We start from the raw sequence: 20,841 nt of genomic DNA, 5'->3' as shown, positions 1-20,841 counted from the left end.
CAATGCGGTTTAGTGCAACACGATGACTTCGTTGGCATCCAGATTCAGAACCGCGGAGCCACCACTCACACTCACCGAATCACTGCCCACCAGGCTGCTGTACTGCCCGTCGGCCAGTGCCAGATTGCTCACGTTGATGGAGGTGCTGCCACCGCGGTTTACCGCGACCATTACCGCGTCGTTACCCTGGATCCGCTCGAACACCAGAATGTCCTGGTTCACCCAGCGCTCGTTGTAACTGCCGGAAGCCAGTGCCGGGCTCTGGGCGCGCAGGTTGGCCAGGGCGCTGATCAGCTGAAACGCCTGCGTGGTTTCGCTGAAGGAGGGCATACCCTCGCGGTTGTAGGGGTCGTGACCGATCTGACCGTCGCCGTTGGCGGTGAACCAGGTGCTGTTCTGCTCGCTGCCGTAATAGATGGTGGGAATGCCCGGCAGGGTCATGACCAGGGCCATACCCAGGTTCTGGCGCGCGTCGGCGAGCGCCTTGCTGAAACCTTTGCCGGTACGGCCGTTGTCCACAGGCCCTGTGGTTTGCAGGAATACACTGGTGCGGGTGGCGTCGTGGTTGTCGAGGAAGATAGGCTGCCAGCTTTCGCGGTTGCCCATCGCACCCGCGCGGGACTCGATGTGGGCGTTCAGCTGGGTCATGGAAATATCGCCGGCAATGGCCGCTTCGATGTTGTTGCGCAGCTGGAAGTCCAACAGCTCGGAGCCGCGGTTCTCATTGAGGAAGGTCATCGACAGGCTTTCACCCGCACCGGCGCCGTACCACTCACCGAAGATATACACATCCGGATCCACCGCGCGTACGGCCTGACTGAAGCGATTGATGAAGTTGGGCTCGATATGCTTGATGGCATCGATACGGAAGGCATCCACGCCGTGACTCATCCACTTGATCGCGGCATCAATCAGGTACTGGTCCGCCGCGCTATTGCTGTTAAACCCGTGGTTGAAGTCGGTGAGGTTGAACAGGGTCTTGTTGGTGAAAGACCAGGGGTCGTCCCACTCGCCACCGCAAGTGGTGGCAGGATCACTGTCACCGCAGTCGGCGATAGCGCCGTTGTGGTGATACCAGGTACCGTTATCCTGATTTACATCGGTGATAAAGGTGCCCTCTTTATAGAGCGCGCCAAACTCGTACTGATCGTCCTGGTTGGAGTGGTTGAGGGCGATATCCAGCACCAGCTTCATACCGCGCGCTTCCATTTCCGCATCCAGCTGGTCTACGAGTGCCCAGTCCCCCAGGTGCTCGTCAACCTCGTAGAAGTCGCGCCCCCAGTAGCCGTGGTAGGCCCCATCCGATCCTGAATTGTCGATATTGTCGTTCAGCGGAGTAACCCAGATAGCGGTAACGCCGAGGGACTCCAGATAGTCGAGCTTGTCGATCAGGCCCTGAATATCGCCGCCCCAGTATTTTTTCCACTCGGACAGGCCGCCAGCGGATTTGGTGCTGGAGGTTGCGGCCGGGTTGTTGCCGTTGTCATTACTGGGATCGCCATTGGCGAAGCGGTCCACAAATACGAAGTACATGCTGCGGTTGCGGAAATCGCTCAGTACCGGCTGCTCCACTTCGCAGCCATTGGCATCCACAGTGGCACCAGCGGGCGTGTTGGGGCATTGATCGGTAGAGTCCGGCACGCCGTCGCCATCGCTATCCTGGGGAGCTGTGCCACAGTTTTCGCCGAGATCCACGGTGATGCTCACAAGGCTGTTGCTCTCGCCATTGGCGACAATATGGGTCCAGCCACTGGCGGTGGCATCTTGTGCGGGGAACTGACTCCCGGCCCAGCTGCCGCTGGGATCGATTTTGAAGCGCGGACCACCGTTGCCGTCACCGCTGGTGAAGTTGCGACAGGCTTCGTATTCATCGCTGTCACCGATCCGCGTAAGCAGGTCACCGGCGGCCCAGCCATTGTGCGTCCCGCGCAGGTGCAGGGTGGCCGCGGGGGTTACCGGGTCGTCCGCCGGAATAATGTGATAGTCGTGGGTGTCGGTGTAGAACTTGATGTCCCAGGTGCCGGCAGCGACCGGTATGTTATTGCCGTTCTGCTGGCCGTTGGCACCATAGTTTTCACTCCAGTCTCCCCAGCGGTCGAATTTGATCTCGCCGGCGGTGGTGAAGACCACATCGTCGGCGAGCATGGTGTTGCTGCCGACATCCTGCATCTGATCCGCTTGCCAGTTGTTGTGGGTGCCGCGCAGGAACCACTCCGCCTGCGCCATAGAACTCGTACCCAGCAGCAGTGCCGCCAGGGCCAGGTAACTCTTGTTCATATTCATCATCTCGGTTGATTATTTTTCTTAAATGCGTGCCCGTCGAACTTTCTACTGCAGATCCGCGCTACTACGGGCTCCTGTACATACTGCCGAAATGGCGCTGCGGTACCTCCTCCCCGGGTGGGGCGTGGTGAAATTTCGCGCCAGCCCCACGAAAGGGGAGCCCCGGCGACTCCCCCCGCCGGGAGGGGGATAACAGGGGGGTGCAGAGTGGGCACAATGGTGAAAAAAAGTGCGAACAGTCCCCGGATTAGCGTCCCTTGGGATAGAGCGCCCAGACCAATAACAGGTGACCGCGATGATGATGGATACTCCCCGCCGCCCTCGGGCACGACTGTCCGCCCCGCTGTTTTCGGCGCTGATGGCACTGACCATGGGCGCGAATGCCGCCGACAAGCCCGCGGTTGAACGGGTGGAACCACCCTTCTGGTGGACGCAGATGGCGGAGCCCAATCTGCAGCTGATGCTGCACGGGGACGATATTGCAGACGCTGCAGTCACCATCGACTACCCCGGTGTAACCCTGACCGGTACCGAGCGGGAGCAGAGCCCGAACTACCTGTTTATCAATCTCGCCATCAGCGAGGACGCCAGCCCCGGTACCCTGCCCATAGCACTGCGCAGTGACGACACGCAAATCACTGTGGAGTACACCCTCAAACAGCGCCGCGCCGGCTCCGCCGAGCGCCAGGGGTTCGACAGCAGCGACACCATCTACCTGATCACCCCCGACCGTTTCGCCAATGGCGACACCACCAACGACCGCACCGGGGACACCATAGAAGGCCCGGACCGCAGCAATCCCGGCGGCCGCCACGGCGGTGATATCGCCGGTATGCAGGCGCACCTGGATTACATCGCCGATATGGGCTTCACCCAGATCTGGCCCAACCCGCTGGTGGAAAACAATCAGCCGGCCTACTCCTACCATGGCTACTCCGCCACGGATCTGTACCGCATCGACCCGCGCTACGGCAGCAATGAAAGCTTCCGCGCGTTTGTCGCCGCGGCAAAACAGAAAGGGATCGGGGTGATTCAGGATATGGTGCCGAACCATATCGGTGACGGGCACTGGTGGCTCAAGGATCTGCCGGGCGATGACTGGCTCAATGGCACCGGTATCGAAAAGGGCGAGTTCGAATACACCAATCACGCGCGCACCGTGCACATGGACCCCTACGCCAGTCACAAGGACCACCAGCTGTTTACCGACGGCTGGTTTGTAGATTCCATGCCGGATCCCAACCAGCGCAATCCGCGCGTGGCCAACTACCTGATCCAGAACGCCATCTGGTGGGTGGAGTACGCGGATCTTTCCGGTATTCGCGTGGACACCTATGCCTATTCCGATGCGGATTTTCTTACCCGCTGGTCCGCGCGCCTGATGCGGGAATACCCTAACTTCAATATCGTCGGCGAGGAGTGGACACGGCAGGCGGCGCTGGTGGCCTACTGGCAGGCGGGCAATAAAAACCGCAATGGCTACGTCTCCCACATGCCCAGCATGATGGACTTCCCGCTACTTTACGGCCTGCGCGAAGGACTGGAAAAACCGGAGACCTGGAGTACCGGCCTGATTTCCCTGTACGAGTCACTGGCCAATGATGTGCTCTATCCCGATCCGAACAATCTGGTGATCCTCGCCGGCAACCACGATATGAGCCGGATTTACAGTCAGCTGGATGAAGACCTGGGCAAATTCCGTATGGCGATCGCCTACATCGCCACCATGCGCGGTATTCCGCAGTTCTATTACGGCGACGAGATTCTGGCAAAAAGCCCCAAGCAGCGGGACGACGGCATCGTGCGCAGCGATTTCCCCGGCGGCTGGGCCAGCGACAAGGTAAACGCATTCACCGGTAAAAACCTGAGCGCAGAACAGAAACAGGCCCAGCAATTTGTGCGCACCCTGTTCAATTGGCGCAAGGACAAAGACGTTATCCACAGCGGTAAGCTCAAACACTTTGCCCCTATCGATGGCCTCTATGTGTATTTCCGCTATGACGACAACGACACGGTCATGGTAGCGATCAACAAGAGCGATACAGCCCGTGAGGTGCCGCTGGCGCATCTGGCAGAAATGCTGGGAACAAAGTCCAAAGCAACCGACATTACCTCCGGCAGGTCCACTCCGCTGAGAGAGATGGTGATCCCTGCAGGTGATGTGGCGGTTGTTGAGGTCCACTAGCGAAACCCTCTCACTTCGTCATACCGGACTTGATCCGGTATCCAGATCCAGCACAGCTGGATGCCGGATCAAGTCCGGCATGACGGAGTTGCGGAGCGAGCACCGTAAACCCGAATTAAAATTACAGATACAAAAAGCGAAGACGATGAAAGTAGTAAATTCCAAGAAGCCCACGAGGCTGCTGAAAAAACTCGGGCTGGCTACCCTGCTGCCCAGCCTCCTCGCCACCGCCGCGCAAACAGCGCTCGCAGAACCTGTGCGGGAATATCGCAGCCACCAACTTGTCGATAACCAACTGGTGATCGAAACCAGCGACAGTCAGGTAACCCTGACCCCGGTCAACCCCAGCGCACTGGAAGTGCACTACCAGCGTGACGGCATCAAGCAACTGCCGTCGTTTGCCCGCGCCGATCAACTCAAGCGGGATGTTGCGGCGCAACTGAGCGTTTCCCAGGACGCACTACAGTATGCCCTCGGCGATCTCACAGCAGTTATCCACAAGTCGCCGTTTACTATCGAATACCTGCGCGACGGCAAGCCACTACTGAGTGAAGAACACGGTTTCTTTGCCAATCAGACCATGCGCGGCTTTCGCTTTACTCTGAGTGAAAATGAAAAACTGATTGGCGGCGGCCAGCGGGTACTGGGTATGGATCGTCGCGGCCATCGCCTGCCGCTCTACAACAAAGCCCATTACGGGTATACCACCGAGTCGGACCAGATGTACTTCGGGCTGCCGGCGGTTATGAGCAGTAACAAGTACATCCTGCTGTTTGACAACAGTGCCACCGGTGCTATGGACCTGGGCGCCAGCGAGGCAAACGTACTGCAGTTTGAAGCTCAGGCGGGCCGCACCAGTTATATCGTGGTGGCCGGAGAAACCTACCCGCAGCTGATCGAGAATTATGTGGATGTCACCGGCCGGCAGCCGATGCCTCCGCGTTGGGCGCTGGGCAACTTTGCTTCCCGCTTCGGATACCGCACAGAGCAGGAAGTGCGTGACGTGGTGGAAAAATTCCGCGAGGAAGATTTCCCGCTGGATGCATTGGTACTGGATCTTTACTGGTTCGGGCCGGATATCAAGGGCCATATGGGCAATCTGGCGTGGGATAAAAACGCATTCCCGACACCGGTGGAAATGATGGCCGACCTACGCGCTCAGGGAATCGAAACCATCCTCGTCACCGAACCGTTTGTGCTCTCCACCTCCGAGCGCTGGAGCGACGCGGTGGCAAGCAATGCGCTGGCAAAAAATCTCGTCGGCAACGCCAAGCAGTTTGAATTCTATTTCGGCAATACCGGCCTGATTGACGTTTTCTCCGAGGACGGTCGCGACTGGTTCTGGGGAATCTACAAAGACCTGAAAGAACAGGGCGTTTCCGGCTGGTGGGGCGATCTCGGCGAACCCGAGGTCCACCCCGCAGACACAGTGCACGCTATCGGCATGGCGGATGAGATTCACAACGCCTACGGACACCGCTGGGCCCAGATGCTGTTCGAAAACGAAAAGGCAGACAGCCCGGAACAGCGTCCATTTATCATGATGCGTGCCGGCTTCCCGGGCTCGCAACGCTACGGCATGATTCCATGGACCGGCGATGTGGCCCGGGAATGGGGTGGATTGCAGCCGCAGGTAGAGCTCTCTCTGCAAATGGGTCTGCTCGGATTCGGCTACACCCACTCGGATCTGGGCGGCTTTGCCGGTGGTGAAAAGTTCGACCGGGAACTGTATATCCGCTGGCTGCAATACGGTGCTTTCCAGCCGGTATATCGCCCCCACGCTCAGGAACACATCGCCCCGGAGCCCGTGTTCCACGACCGCAAAACCCGCAATATCACCCGCGAGTTCGTCAAGCTCCGCTATCAGCTGCTGCCCTACAACTACACCCTGGCGTTTGAAAACAGCCAGACCGGCATGCCGCTGATGCGCCCGCTGTTTTTCGAAAACGAAAACGACCTGGCGCTGATGGATAACAAGGACGCCTACCTGTGGGGCAATGATTTTCTGATAGCACCGGTCACTTCCGAAGATGTCGATGAAGTAGCGGTTCAGCTGCCCGGTGGTATCTGGTTCGATTACTGGAACGATAACCAGTACGGTGGGGACCTGGCGAAAATTGATGTGGACCTCGAAACCATTCCGGTTCTGGTCCGTGCCGGCGCCTTTATCCCAACGGTGTCCGGTCTGAACAATACCCGCGATTACTCCAGCGCGAACCTGCGTCTGGATTACTACGCTCACGAATCCGCACCTCGCTCCAGCGGCTATATCTACGACGACGATGGCGTTACCGCGGATGCCTACGCCAAGGGCCAGTACGAAAAGCTGATGTTTTCCAGTGAACGTAGTGAATCGGGTATCGCATTCCGCTTTGACCGTGAAGGCAACGGCTATACCGGCGCACCCGAAACTCGCAGTATCGAGCTGATATTACATAACGTAGCGCAACCCTCTGAGGTACGGCAGGGTGAACAGGCGCTGGCGCTGGTGCGCAAGGAAAGTGCGCTGGCCGAAAATACGGCCTGGTACAACAAGCGCGCCAAGACCCTGCATGTGAAATTCGACTGGTCCGGCCCATCCCAGAGCCTGACCGTTACCCAATAATTCAGACTACAACGTACAGCTTGCAGGGCAAATCTGAGCGCATAGCGAGCACTGCTCGCTGCTCATATTTGCGACCGGCCATGGATGGCCGGGCCGGCGTTTGCTCCATGGAGGGCTGCTTGATTTGCAGCCCGAAAATTCGCCTGCAAGCAGGCTCCTACACCAGAAAAAAACACCGAGCTTATGAAAAAATTTATCCACCTGTTTTTGGCCACTTCCATTGCCGCCGGCACACTCAGCGCCTGCACTCAGAAATCGGAAGATTCCGATGCACAGCCCGCAGCAGCCGAAGAAATTAAAAGTAACGGCAAACCGGTAATCTACCAGGTGCTCCCGCGTCTGTTCGGCAACACCAACCCCACCAACAAGCCCTGGGGTACCATTGAGGAAAACGGTGTTGGAAAATTCAGTGACTTCACACCCAAAGCACTGGAAGAAATTCGCGCACTGGGAGCCGACTACATCTGGTACACCGGTTCCCTGCACCATGCAGTGGTGCGTGATTACACTGCGTTCGGCATCAGTAATGACGATCCGGATGTGATCAAGGGGCGCGCGGGATCTCCCTATGCGGTGAAGGACTACTACAGTGTGAACCCGGACCTTGCCAATGACCCATCCAAGCGGCTGGAGGAATTCAAGGCGCTGATCGAACGCTCACACGAAGCGGGCCTCAAGGTTCTGATCGACATAGTTCCCAACCATGTTGCACGCAATTATCAGTCTCTCGCCAAGCCCGAGGGCGTACGCGATTTCGGGGTGGACGACAACACCAATGTTGCCTACGCCCGCGACAACAACTTCTACTATGTTCCCGGCGAACCCTTCCAGGTGCCGGTGGCGGAAGACGGTTACCTTCCACTGAACGGCGAAGCTCACCCTCTGATTGACGGCACCTTTGAGGAAGTGCCGGCAAAATGGACCGGCAATGGCAGCCGCGCGCCGCAACCGGCTCAGGGGGACTGGTACGAAACAGTTAAAATCAATTTCGGTGTGCGCCCGGATGGCAGCCACGATTTCCCCGAGCTCCCGGCAGATTTTGCGCAGAAAGACTACCGCGCACACGCGGCTTTCTGGGCAGACAAAGACGTTCCCAACAGCTGGGAAAAATTCCGTGAGATCACCGACTACTGGCTCGCCTTCGGCGTGGACGGCTTCCGCTACGACATGTCTGGCATGGTGCCGGTGGAATTCTGGAGCTACCTGAATTCCTCCATCAAAATGCAGAACCCGGACGCGCTGTTATTGGCGGAAATTTATCAGCCGGATCTTTACCGCGACTATATCCAACTGGGGAAAATGGATTACCTGTACGACAAGGTGGGTACCTACGACGCCATCCGCGCGGTAATGGAAGGCAAGTCCGGCACTGATCCTCTGGTGGACATTCAGGAGAGCCTGAGCGGTATCGAGGACAATATGCTGCGCTTTATGGAAAACCACGACGAACAGCGTATCGCCAGTCCGGAATTCGCCGGCAACGCCAAAGCCGGCATTCCCGCCATGGTGGTCTCCGCCACCATCAGCGGCGCACCGACATTGCTCTACTTCGGCCAAGAGCTGGGTGAACCGGGCGCCGGCGACGCGGGCTTCGGCAAGGCCAGCCGCACCACTATCTTCGACTACTGGTCAGTCCCTACCATTCGCCGCTGGAATAACGAAGGCCAGTTCAACAGCGAAAAACTCAGTGAATCGGAACAATCCCTGCGCGACTTCTACGGCAAGTTGCTGACCTTCTCCCGCCAGAGTCCGGCGCTCACCGGGGAATACCTCGACCTGCACCGCTACAACAGGGAACAGAGCGACACCTATACAGACAAGCTCTACAGCTTCGCCCGGTGGGCAGGGGACGATCAGCTGCTGGTGATTGCCAACTTCGCCGACAGCGACGCCACCACTACCCTGCAGCTACCAAAAGCACTGGTTGAGGAGTGGCAGCTAGCGGCCGGTAAGTACACCCTTACCAATGCGCTCCGCGACGGCGGGACAGAACTGGTGGTTACCGATGATTTGTCCGCGCAGGTGTCGCTAACCGCGCCATCGCTCTCCGGGCAAATTCTGAAGCTCTCCCGATAACGCTCCCCCTCAATTCATTAGGGGGCGCACTTGCGCCCCCTCTTCACTCTCTCCGTCTACGCTCTCCCTCTACTCTTTCCTCTCGATCCCGCCCCACACTATTGGTCCGACCCTATAGGCGAAACCTTCCCGACCTGCTACTGTCCTAGACTTCGCAGTCAGTGGTTTACACTGACTTTTGAGGCGCCAGGCTTGGTTTTACAATCGGGCACACGGGAATCAACGGGAGAATGTCGAGATGGGTGGCACGATCAAAGAGTGGCTGATCGCCCTGCTGGTGACAGCGGCGGTTGCCTTTGGTATCTACTGGTTTGCGGTACGCGAAGACATCAAACAGGACGTTCCCGAGCCGGTGCCCGAGACCGCCCCCGAAACCCAACCCAAGGTCGACCTTGATGAGCCGGAAGACGAGCCGGTCATTCCCCCAACGCCGGAACCCGCCGAGCCGGAAGATCCACCGCGCCAGCTGCCCACCCTGAACGACAGCGATGAAGAAGCCCGCAAGGACATCATCAGCCTCTCCGCCGACGGCGCCCTGGCCAAATGGATAGTGCCCGATGAAGTGGTGCGCAAATGGGTCGCGGCGGTGAACACCGCCACCAAGGGCGATTTGATGCACAAGAACCGCCCGTTCAATAACGTGGACGGCAAGCTCGCAGTCAAGGAACTGGAAATCAAAGACGACGGGCAGAAGGTGTATGTGCTGTCCCAGGAGAACTACCAGCGCTACGACCAGCCGGTGCGTCTGTTCGCCATGGTGGATACCGATACCGCAGTGAACCTCTACCAGTTCTGGTATCCGCGCCTGAAACAGGCCTACGGTGAGCTGGGCCTGAAGAACAAAAACTTCCACGCCGCCCTTCTCGCCGCCATCGACCAGGCCCTCGCCGCCCCGGAAATCGAAGGCCCGATCAAACTGGTCCGCCCCACGGTGTACTACAAGTTTGAAGACGAGCAACTGGAAAAAATGCCCGGCCTGCACAAACTGATGATACGCATCGGCCCGGACAATGCCGCAAGAGTGAAAGAAAAACTGCGGGAGCTGAAAAGCGCGCTGCAGAGTATGCCTTCAGAGCAATAAGCTCATTAAATAAACAAAGCCCCGAAATCGGGGCTTTATTTTTTCCGCGAATGTAAATCCCCAGTTTAAACCACCCCACCCGACCAGTGATTTTCCGGCAAAGAATTCACCCCCATATAGCGTGCGATATCCCCGAACAGCTGGTGGGTGCCGTAGATCCGCTGGCCGTTGTTGATGCCATCCCCACAGTTGATGATACGCCCCATCTGCAGGGCGCCGCCGGCGCCTCCGGCCAGGGTTACGGCACCGGCGGCGCCGCCGTGTTTGGAGCCGTCGCCGACTTCGCTGAACATCACCACCAGGGTGTCATCCAGCAGGCCTTTGTTTTCCAGTTGCTGCAGGGTATAAGCGAGGAGTGAGTGGTACCAGCGCACCTGGGCGGTGTGGGGTACATCGCCGGGGCGGTGGGAAGCGCTATGGCTGGCAAATTCGTTATACCAACGGGTCATGGGGCCAACGGGGCCGCTGCCGTTGCTGTGCTGAACACCCTGGCTGATGGCGTCCTGAGCCATCTGCCAGCATTCATCATAGGAGTAGTTCACCAGATTGCCGTTTTCATCGCCTTTGGAAAGCTGCAGGGTGGCGACGCGGTGCAGGCCACAGGAAAAAGCGCCGACGATGTTGTCCACCTGGGCGCGGGCCAGATGCGGGAACATCTGCCACTCGGTGGGCGATAACGGGCTGGAGGATGCGTAATAGGGATCGCTCATTACGTTGGTATTGAAACTGCATTCGCCTACCTGGTTTCCGGCCAGGTCCCGCAACCGCTTCAGCGCATTTTCGTGCAGAGTGAGCTTATCCCTCTGTGCATTTTCCAGAGTGACGTCGGCGAGACTGTCGAAGTCATCCAGAATCGCATCGTAATAGGCCTGCTTGTCGGGGTCATTGCCGCCTGTGCCACCGCCGCCCCCTCCACCAGATATGCCCACCGCCAGTTTCTGTGCAGCGTCCGCCGGATCATTATTTGGAATGGGGCGTGCGCCGGACTCTACATTGCGCGGTTTGGAAATCATGATGTCGGAGCGGTTGCCAGTGCGTACGCCGAGGCTCAGCACACCTTCGCTACCCAGCTGCTCGGCAATCAAATGGTCGATACTGGCACTGCCATACCCGATCTGATTATTGCCGGTAAGAATTCCGCGCATATCGTTGTAGTGGGCACCAGCGCCGTCGCCGATATCCAGAGTGAGGTTCTGCAACACGATCAGGCGATTGTGCCAGGACGACAAAGGCCCCAGGCCAAAACTCAGCTCCTGGCTGCCGCTGATACTGCCCGGCCCCTGCTGCGGCACCCAGTTGTATGGGACTACACCATTGGGGTAGTAAAGAAACAGTACCCGCTGCGCACTGCCACCCTGCGCAAGTACACGCTGGCCGAGCATACTCCCCGCCAGCGGCAACAGCACGCCCGCCTGCGCCAGATTGCGCAGAAATTTACGGCGCGAGCGGCTGCTGGATTCATTGACCGAGGTAAATCCGAATTTATTGAAGAGTTTCATTATTGTTATCCCTCATTATTAAGAGGCTATTAAAGCGTAGCGAGCGGGTGGCTGGCAGTCACCGCCGGAGCGGAGGTGGCGGAATGTATGTTTTATACATGAGCATTCCGAGCACCGCCGGTGGCTGCCAGGCGCACGCGCAGTAGCTTTAACGGCGCAAGGTGAAAGCGTCGGACAGAACCAGCGTCCGCAACATATCGCGCATGCCACCGCCATTGCGCAGGTCTTCACTGGTGGAGTGAATGATCACATCGTCACTGGCACCCTCTTCACGCCCAACCACATAGCGGTAGAACTGCCGCGCAAAACACGCCTCGCCCTGGTCACTACCGGCAATCAGGCCCGCCAGTTCCGGCACGGAATAGAAGTCGTAGCTGGGGCTGGTCGGATCCATCACCGTCGCGGGGGTGTACAGACTCTTGATACTGCCGCTGTCGTCAATCTCGCGTTGTTCACCGGTACCGATGGTTTCGATGGTGCGATACAGGGCATCGCTGCCGAAGCGCTCAAAACCGAAGCCGACACCGTCGATAAACTGGTGGCAGGCGGCACAGGCCGGATCGGACGTGTGACGGGCAGTGGCTTCGCGGTTGCTGTCGGTATCTTCAAATACCACATTGAAGTCCGCAGCAGCAGGAGGCGGGAACTCCTGGCACATCAGCACTTCGCGCACGTAAACGCCGCGCTTGATCGGCGCCGGGTTAACGGTGCTGGTACGGGAGGCGAGGAAGCTGCCGTGGCCGAGCAGACCGCTGCCACTGCGGGGATCGCCCGCGGGGAAGGTGCGCATGGCCCAGTCGCCGCCGCTCGTATCCAGGCCGTAATGCGCGGCGAGATCGCCGTTGGCCCAGGTGTAGTTGGCGGAGAGCAATTCGCCGAAGGCAGAATTCGAGCGAATGTTCTCCAGCACAAAGCCGACGGTTTCTTCCTTAAACGCCGCTACCAGATCGGTATCGGTGATTGCCGGGAAGGGATACTGGTTGTTGATCAGCCAGCCGCTGATAAAGCGGCGCAGACCGCGTTCTGCACGGGGGTCCGCCAGCAGGCGATCCACCTGTACGGCAATATCGAAGCCCGCTTCGGTGGCGGCCAGCAGTAGCGCGTCATCCGGTGTCGTGGCCCAGAAGGTGTAGGACAGCAGTGTTGCCACTTCGTAATTATCGAGCCGGTAGAGGCCGCTCTCGCTGTCCAGCACACCGAGCTCGGAACGATACATAAAGTGCGGTGACATCAGCATCGCCTGCAGCGCCAGGCGGCCGTCATCGTCGCTTTGGTAAAGTCCTGCGTAGCGGGTGATTTCCGCACTCTGCAGCGGTCGACGGAACAGGCGGAAGCCGAGGGTATCCACCACACACGGCACATCGCCACAACCGCTCACCAGATTCATGAAACCGCCCTGCGCGATGGCGAGGTCCGCGACCTGCTCGGCCACCATTTCATACCCCAGGGTGCGGTCGTTGTCCGCGGAGAGGTAGGAAGCGGTGTCGAAATTGCGGTAGCGACCGTCTGCGGGTACCGGGCTCATCAGTGAACTGTCGAAGTCGATTGCGAAAATATCCCGCACGCTGTTGAGGTATTCCTCACGGGTGAGCAGGCGCAGGTTGCGCTGATCCAGATTGCTGCCATCGCAGTCGCTGCCACTGCAGCTGCCGCTGTCCCAGGCTTCGTCCACAATCAGCCTCGCCACTTCAAAGGCACAGGCACCGGCCTCGTCGCCGGTACAACTGGCGGCGGCGTCCATTGGCATAAAGTCTTCGATATATTGCGTCAGCTCGCCCAACTGCCAGTTGGCGCCACTGCCGGCCAGCGTCTGGGCAACCGCGCCCTGGCCCTGGTCACCGTGACAGTTTGCACACTGGGCCGCGTAAAAATTCTGCCCCGCCTCGTACTCGTTGGTTGCGCTGGGGAAGAGTGCCACCAGGGAAAGGTCGTGCTGTGGAATCAGCAGCTGCACCTGGGGCAGCGACGGGTCGCTGACGATATAGGGCGCCGCATCGCCGCTCCAACCGCCAAATACAGTGCCCAGTGGCGCATCGTCGGCGTTGACGCTGATCACGCTGCCGATGGCGTAATCGCGCCCGCCGTCCGTCGTGATGCCGCCGATCACAGAAACCCGCGATGTGTCGCCGCCAACAGGCCCTTCCGGCGTCCAGGGTTCCCAGGCGCCGCCGACAAAACTGGAAGACTCGCCGATGTTCCGCTGGTCACCGGTCTGCTGACCGTTGCCACTGTTGAACACTAGGTTGACCTGGCCATTGTGCAGATCCTGCTGATCCACCGAGTGGGTCCACCAGCCCTCGGTATCAGGTCCACTCATCAGCAGCCCCGGCCACTGCGTCAGCCCCTGATCCTGACCATCCACGGTTACCCACAGATGCACGTAGACCTGTGCCCAGTTGTCGGGGTTGTCGTAGCGCAGGCGGATGCCGTCAAAACCCTCGGCGAGATTCAGCGACGCGGTAAATTCTCCGAGGTTCGCCTCCACGGTAATGGCACCGGCTCCGGTACGGGTTACCAGGCCGCTCTGGTCGATGGTGGCGGGTCCACTGGCCACCGACCAGCCGACCTGCCCGAAAATATTTTTCCGGGTGCCATCGGCACGAATGCCCACCGCAACCAGCTGGCGACTGCTTTCCAGAGACTGTCCCTGGGGCGCAATTTCCAGTCCGGTAATGGCGGTATCAATAGAGGTTACGGCAATGGTCAGCTGGCTGCTGAAACCGCCCTGCTGCACCGTGACACTGGTAGATCCGGTATTGCCGGCGCGCAGTACAAAGTGATCATCACCCACCGATTCCACTGCGAGCACATCGCTGTTACTGGAGCTTACGCTCGGCGCATTGGGTACCGGCGCGGTAAAACCGTTGTCGTAGAGAGAGTAAACCTGCACCGTCAGCGCATCGCCGCCATTCAGGCGATCGCTGTCCGCATCCAGCTGAATCCCCACCTGCTGCAGGCCGGCACCGTCGATCCAATCGCGAAACAGCGCTTCCGCCACCGGGTTTGTATAGCGGGTGCCTTTGGGCATACGGTTGTTATCGGTAGTCTGGTAGATGTACACCAGGCTGTTGGCATGGTCGAAGGGGCGCAAGCGGGCGGCGCCGCCGGTGGTTTCCACGTTCACGATACGCATGTCCGCGAGCGGGGTGTCGTAGCGCAGATCCATAAAGCCACTGGCGTGACAGTGGGCGCAGTTGGTTTCGAGATAGGTACGCGCGCGCTCATCGAGATCCGCGCTGGTATCGGCGGCATTCACGAAGGCACCGTAACTGTCCGCGCTGCCGATATTTTCCGACAACAGCGCGATGGTGTTGAACACATCCAGCTGATTGGCCACCGAGGTTTCGGTCTCACCATACTGGAATTCCCGATTGAATTGACGGGTGTGCACCGCCAGGGGCTCGCGACTGCCACTTCCGATATGGCAGGATCCGCAGTCGGCGGCTGACTGCACGGCCCGCTGGCGGTTTTCAATGCCGCCGTCCATCACTGTGAGGGTTTCGGTCACCAGGTCAGCGTCGGTGCCGGCGCTGTTCCAGTAATAGTTGGCCGCCTGCCACTTGCCCGTATCCTGCCGGAACAGAACGGACGTGGTAAACGGTTTGTGCGGATTCTCCGCGGTGGCAATACTCTGGTGTTTTACCAGCACGGTGCCGACCGGCAAATCCCATTTTCCGGTCTCAGTAAAGTTGATCTGCTGGTCGTTCGGTACCGCAATAAAATGCCGCAGTGCCGCCCCGTCGAACCACCCTTCACTATTCAAGGCATATTCAATAACGCCGCTTACCGGCTCCAGGGTTTCAAGATCTGCAAACAGGCCGGTCTCGGAGAGCTTCGCCGGGATGACCGCCGCTTCCGCATCGTCGTCCACGATTTTGTAAATGGTGGACTGACCGCCGTACTCCACACCGTAAGTGGAAACCAGCAGCGTATCGCCACTCAGGTCGGTACCGAAGGAGGCGATATTTTCCGGGAAGGCATCGCTGATCAGTTCTTTGGCTTCGCCATCCACGATGGACCAGATGCGCTTGGTGACGTAATCGCCAAACACAAAGTTTCCGCTCAGGCCCGGCAGAGCATTCCCGCGATAGACCACACCCCCGATGATCGAATAGCCGGTCGGGTGCGCGTAGCCATCCCGCGGCGGCTCGAAATCGGTACTGCAGTTTTTACCGGGATCGCCACCGAGATCACCACGGTTGTTGGTACCTTCACACACCGGCCAACCGTAGTTTTTGCCTTTTTCGATCAGGTTTACTTCTTCAAATCCCGCCTGGCCGACTTCCGTTTCCCACAGGGTGTAGGGCGCTTCGGTATCGAAGCTCCAGCGCCACGGGTTGCGGTGGCCGTAAGACCAGATTTCTTCGCGGAAGCCGGGGACACCTACAAACGGGTTGTCCGCGGGAATTTCGTAGTATTTTCCATTAACCGCCTGCTCCAGCGGTTTGATACGGATAAAGGTACCCAGCAGGTTGTCGGTTTCCTGGGCACCGTTGTTGGTGCGCGGATCTTCCGGATAACTCATGGTGGCGCTGTGACCGTAGGCGCCGTCACCGATACTCAGGTACAGATAATTGTCTTCCGGGTGGAACTGCATCATGCCGCCCTTGTGGTCCGGCCCGCGCTGGGGAACCCGCAGAATTTCCGTGCGCGAAGAAGCCAGCGCCTGAGACGGATCGTTCGGGTTGTCTAGGGTCCAGCGTTCGAGAATCGCATCGCCGTAACTGCCATCCGGTGCGCGCTCATTATCATCGGTGCCGTGAATGTAATAGATGTAGATATGGCCATTGCTGGCAAAGCCCGGGTCAAAGGCCATGCTCAGCAGTCCCTGCTCGTGGTAGTTGCGCACCTCACCGTTGATATTCAGCAGCTCGCGAATTTCACCGGGCGCCACATCTTCGCGATTGGGGAATACGAAAATGGTGCCGGTTTTGTCCACCACATACAGCAGGTCATTGATGCCGTCCGGAATCACCATCACCGGAGACATAAACTGCCCCTGCAGATTCGGATAGGCGATCTCAAATCGGTAATTGCCGCCAGAGACATTGCCGGTAATCGGAAAGTTCAGTGGCTGCGCCAACAACGGGCGGGTGCTCGGCGGCAGGTCATCACCAGGCTCCTCATCCAGTCCGCAGGCCGCCGCCGGCTGCCATTGGTTGCCGATATAACAGGGGTCTCCGCTGTACTGCAGGTCAGCGGATTGCGCTCCGCCATTGTCATTGAAAATGACATTGAGCGAGTCCGGCATTTCACCGTTGTTCAAATGCGCAGAGAAGTCGTAGCAGTAATGCTCACCGGATTCGCTCATCGCTGCGCCGGGCCAACCGGGCAGGTTATTCACACTGCCGCCGGGTGCCGGATTCCAGAAATAGATTTGAGGACTGGTATAGTTCTGCGCGTTATCAAAGCAGAGACTGGTTGATGTCCCGGCGGGCGGAGGTTCGACGACTTCTGAAACGGTGATTGCCTTACTGACATCATCAAACGTGATTCGGTAGCGGCCACTGACCACCTGGTAGTCCGCCCCGGGATAGGCCTCATTCCAGTTCTGATAGTGGCTGATTTTGAAGCGGGGGTTGTCGCTGGCAAAAGTCTGTTCCGTCACCCACACACCGGCAGTGGCATCGTAGGTCATCGCCGTTGTACCCCAGTCGTTGGGAGTACCTCGGAACCAGGCCTCGGACCAGGTTTGCGCACTGGCGCTGAGCGGCAGGGCGAGCAGACACGCCAACGCGACACAGGCGCGCAGGCAAACGGCAGCAACGGAGTGTGGCACTCCGGCTTTCACAGGGGCAGAAATCATCGCTATGCTCCGGGAGTTATTTTTATCCGGAAGTCCGTCCCGCTTTTTTGCGGGCGGCTTTTATTATTTATCCGCAGGTGCGCTCTTATATTTATCGGCAGAAGGCTACTCAGCGGGCTTGTGCTGAAACCGCATTTGCACAGGATCAAATTACTCCCTTACAGGGGGATTACCTCCTCCTCCCCCGGGGCGTAGTACTTCCGGATGCCAAAATGTTGATGCCTTACACATTTTTCTAAGCAAGCTGTGATCTCAAAATCCGACAGACAAAAAAAAGCCGATATCAGAATTCCTGATATCGGCAAGCCTTTCGACGAGAAAGAGAAGTTGCGGGTCTGAGCTGACCCCAAAAACGCAAGGGATCCCGCATACGCGGGAATGACAAGGTGCCCGATTCAATCGAAACCGTATGGCGCTGTTAGCGCGCACTGATCTCGGTAGATTCCGCCGCGCCCAGAAGCAAGGTGTCGAACTCGGTTTCAAACCTGAGGATACCGTTTTTCACACGAGCCTCGGCACCGGAATAGTAGTCTCTTACCAGGGTTCCCTCTGCAAAGACCTTGCCTGCGTCCACCGTTTTTTCACCGGCCGGCATCTCCAGTGCCACCATGACACTGTCGTCATCCAGGGTCCGGGAGAAAATATAGGGTGCTTCACTCAGCTGCTGATGCACCCCGGCCCCCACCGCCAGATGGGACTGGCGGAACTGGCCGAGTTTCTGCCAGTGACGGAGAATTTCGCTGGTTTTGGCCTGTTGGATACTGCTCCAGTCCATGGGCACGCGCATGGAAGCATCACCGTACGCCTGTTCATCAATCATCGGGCGGGCAATTTCATCGCCGTAGTAAATCTGTGCAGCGCCAGGCGCAAGCATCAGTTTCAGCGCGGCGCTCTTCACCTGTTTGCGCTCGCGGTCGAAGGAGTGGTGGTCATCGTGAGAACCGAGATAGTTCAATACCGATACACCTGACAGCTCACCACCATGCAGAATACTGGAGTATTCGCTGAAGATACTTTCCATATCCTGCGCGGCGTGCGCAGCAAAGCCCATATTGATCAGGCTATCGAAACCGTAGTTGAAAAAATCTACCTTGCGGTCACCAAAGTCATAGAAGCGGCCATCGCTGCTGGCGAAATCCTTCACGCCGTAGTGGTACACCTCACCCACCATAAAGAAGTCGCGATCATCCAGCTTTTCGTCAGGGTTGTTCGCTTTCCACTCGTCCAGCGCGAGGCTGGCTTCCTTTTTCAGAATCGCCCAGATTTCCGGCTCGACGTGTTTTACGGTATCGACACGGAAGCCGTCCACCCCATATTCACGCACCCAGTCGGTCAGCCATTTGACGATGTAGTACTTGGGCGCGCGCGGATATCCGGTACGCTCGAAGAAGGCGTCCAGCTCGGCCACTTCCTGTTCGAGACGCCCTTCCCGCTGCCACTTTTCGGTGAGCTGCGGCGGCAGTGCTACCGGAGTTTCGCTCTCGGTGAGAATATCCGGCAGGTTATCAGTGAGTGCGCACTGTACGTTCTGGGCAAAGCTGCTCCAGTCACACTGGGGATTGGTGCGTACCCAATCCGACGGCCACAGGGGGTCAACGCTTGTGACCGGGCCGGTGTGATTGATGATGACATCCAGCAGAATGCGTACACCCTTGCTGCGAGCAACCCGGATCAGTTCCGCCAGCTCTTCCTCGGTGCCAAAATTCGCATCCACGTTGGTCCAATCTTTGGGCCAGTAGCCATGGAAAGCGTAGGTGCGCTTGTCCCCTTCATCGTAACCGTGCACGTTTTCGATCACCGGTGACATCCAGATGGCGTCAACACCCAGATCGGTAAAATAACCCTCTTCCAGTTTCTGGATCACACCGCGCAGATCGCCGCCATGGAAACCGCGCAGATGGGCCGCGTCATTTTTGCGACCGTAAGACAGGTCATTGTCCGGGTTGCCGTTGTGGAAACGGTCCGGAAGCATGAAGTAGATGGTGGCGTTGTTCCAGAAGGGGTCCACGGTACCCTGCTTGACCTCGGTCAAGACAGGGGCGGTCTGTGGAGCGGAAGATACCGCGGCTTCCGCTGCGGTTGCCGCGGTTGAACTGGCGCCCTCGTCGGAACAGGCGCTCATGGTCAACGCCGCGGTGGAAATCAGCGCGGCCAGTGCGTTCATTTTTCTCATTATCTTCTCTGCGTCGTTATCGAACGGTCATCACTGCAGCCTAATGTACCCGCCTCACCCCGGGTTTCATCCTCCCGGGGTGGGGCGTAGATGAAAAGAACAGCGGCCGGTGATAGGCTTGACTACCCGTTCGCGGGGCCGCCCATATGCCCTCACAAGCCCATGTCAGGGCGCCAATAACAAAGGGCGGAGCGTCTGCGTCGGAGAAGATTGCGCAGAGAGAGAACTTAGGGAAACAGATTTCTAATTTGAAGGAGTGATCATGCAGGAAAAACCTGTTGTATTCGTAGTCGTGGACCCCAACGATGACCGCCATGTCGCCCTGGAGCGAGCCCTAGCCACCGCCCGTGAGCGCAATCCGCAGCCGAAGCTGGCGGTGTTCGTGGCCGTGGACGGCGAAGCGGTGGATACCCGTGCAGTGAATGACCACCTGTTCCGCGACGAATTCTGGTTCCGCGACCAGATCCGCAAGCCCATTGAGGACGCCGGTGTGGAGTTCGAGATCAACGTCTGCTGGTCCAGTGACTGGCAGGGGGCGATCATTCAGGAATCCAAGCGCTATAACGCGGAAATGATCTACCTGCCGGTGCACGCCCGCACCAGCAGCCGGCGCTTTACCTTCGCCGAATCCAAGTGGCAGGTGCTCAAGCACGCCAAGTGCCCGGTGGTACTGATTCGCCCGGGCGCGAAGGACCGCCGCAAAGTGGTACTGGCCACGGTCAACTACCAGGCTCAAACCAACCAGCAGCGCCAGCTCAACCGCCAGATTACCGAGCGCGCCAACTATATCGCCGAGGTGTACGGTGCGGAGCTGCACCTGGTCAATGCCTACCTGGATTCCATGCTTTACCCGGATCGCGGCGCGCTGGCCAAGCTGGCAGAGAAAACCGGCGTCCCCACCGACCGCATCCACGTAAAACAGGGCTACACCAACGAAGTGGTCGCCGAGATCGCCAAGGAGATCGACGCAGACGTGGTGGTGATGGGCACCCTGAACCAGTACGGCGAAACCGGCTCACTGCTGCGCGGCAATACCGCGGAGCGGGTGATCGGCTCGGTGGAAACCGATGTGATGGTGTGTAACGCGTTTACCACTACGGCACACTGACATACCCAGCCCCGCGCGAGTTCGC

General features: G+C 58.5%; 9 protein-coding genes. 5 read left to right on the top strand and 4 right to left on the bottom strand.

The genetic code is table 11. The features are described from left to right. Window positions 1–9 precede the first annotated feature (9 nt). Window positions 10–2,277 (bottom strand): alpha-amylase family glycosyl hydrolase, encoded by a 2,268-nt coding sequence (locus tag AAFH99_RS05045; RefSeq protein ID WP_406828840.1) that lies wholly within the window; start codon window positions 2,275–2,277, stop codon window positions 10–12. 301 nt (window positions 2,278–2,578) lie between these two features. On the opposite strand from AAFH99_RS05045, the gene AAFH99_RS05040 reads away from it, so the two are divergent. The 4 genes from AAFH99_RS05040 to AAFH99_RS05025 all read left to right on the top strand — a co-directional run bounded on the left by AAFH99_RS05040 (window position 2,579) and on the right by AAFH99_RS05025 (window position 10,230). Beyond that, on the top strand, window positions 2,579–4,468 hold the full coding sequence (locus AAFH99_RS05040) for a glycoside hydrolase family 13 protein (RefSeq protein ID WP_406828839.1): 1,890 nt from the start codon (window positions 2,579–2,581) through the stop codon (window positions 4,466–4,468). Between the two features lie 145 nt (window positions 4,469–4,613). After that, window positions 4,614–7,073 (top strand): TIM-barrel domain-containing protein, encoded by a 2,460-nt coding sequence (locus AAFH99_RS05035; protein WP_406828838.1) that lies wholly within the window; start codon window positions 4,614–4,616, stop codon window positions 7,071–7,073. Window positions 7,074–7,256: 183 nt separating this feature from the next. Further along, window positions 7,257–9,149: an alpha-amylase family glycosyl hydrolase gene (locus tag AAFH99_RS05030; RefSeq protein ID WP_406828837.1), complete on the top strand. Its 1,893-nt coding sequence runs from the start codon at window positions 7,257–7,259 to the stop codon at window positions 9,147–9,149. A 238-nt stretch (window positions 9,150–9,387) separates the two neighbouring features. Next, complete coding sequence (locus AAFH99_RS05025; RefSeq protein WP_406828836.1) at window positions 9,388–10,230, top strand: DUF3014 domain-containing protein; 843 nt, start codon at window positions 9,388–9,390, stop codon at window positions 10,228–10,230. Between the two features lie 65 nt (window positions 10,231–10,295). Here the strand turns inward: AAFH99_RS05025 and AAFH99_RS05020 are convergent, their stop codons facing one another. The 3 genes from AAFH99_RS05020 to AAFH99_RS05010 all read right to left on the bottom strand — a co-directional run bounded on the left by AAFH99_RS05020 (window position 10,296) and on the right by AAFH99_RS05010 (window position 19,708). Then, window positions 10,296–11,729: a DUF1552 domain-containing protein gene (locus tag AAFH99_RS05020; RefSeq protein ID WP_406828835.1), complete on the bottom strand. Its 1,434-nt coding sequence runs from the start codon at window positions 11,727–11,729 to the stop codon at window positions 10,296–10,298. Window positions 11,730–11,877: 148 nt separating this feature from the next. Then, window positions 11,878–17,535 (bottom strand): PQQ-dependent sugar dehydrogenase, encoded by a 5,658-nt coding sequence (locus tag AAFH99_RS05015; RefSeq protein WP_406828834.1) that lies wholly within the window; start codon window positions 17,533–17,535, stop codon window positions 11,878–11,880. Between the two features lie 418 nt (window positions 17,536–17,953). Further along, window positions 17,954–19,708 (bottom strand): alpha-amylase family glycosyl hydrolase, encoded by a 1,755-nt coding sequence (locus AAFH99_RS05010; protein ID WP_406828833.1) that lies wholly within the window; start codon window positions 19,706–19,708, stop codon window positions 17,954–17,956. Between the two features lie 262 nt (window positions 19,709–19,970). On the opposite strand from AAFH99_RS05010, the gene AAFH99_RS05005 reads away from it, so the two are divergent. Then, on the top strand, window positions 19,971–20,816 hold the full coding sequence (locus AAFH99_RS05005; protein ID WP_043320673.1) for a universal stress protein: 846 nt from the start codon (window positions 19,971–19,973) through the stop codon (window positions 20,814–20,816). The last annotated feature ends 25 nt before the right edge of the window (window positions 20,817–20,841 follow it).

The organism is Microbulbifer sp. ARAS458-1 (assembly GCF_045348205.1).
Taxonomy (GTDB): domain Bacteria; phylum Pseudomonadota; class Gammaproteobacteria; order Pseudomonadales; family Cellvibrionaceae; genus Microbulbifer.
This window is presented reverse-complemented; position numbering and strand designations above follow the sequence as displayed.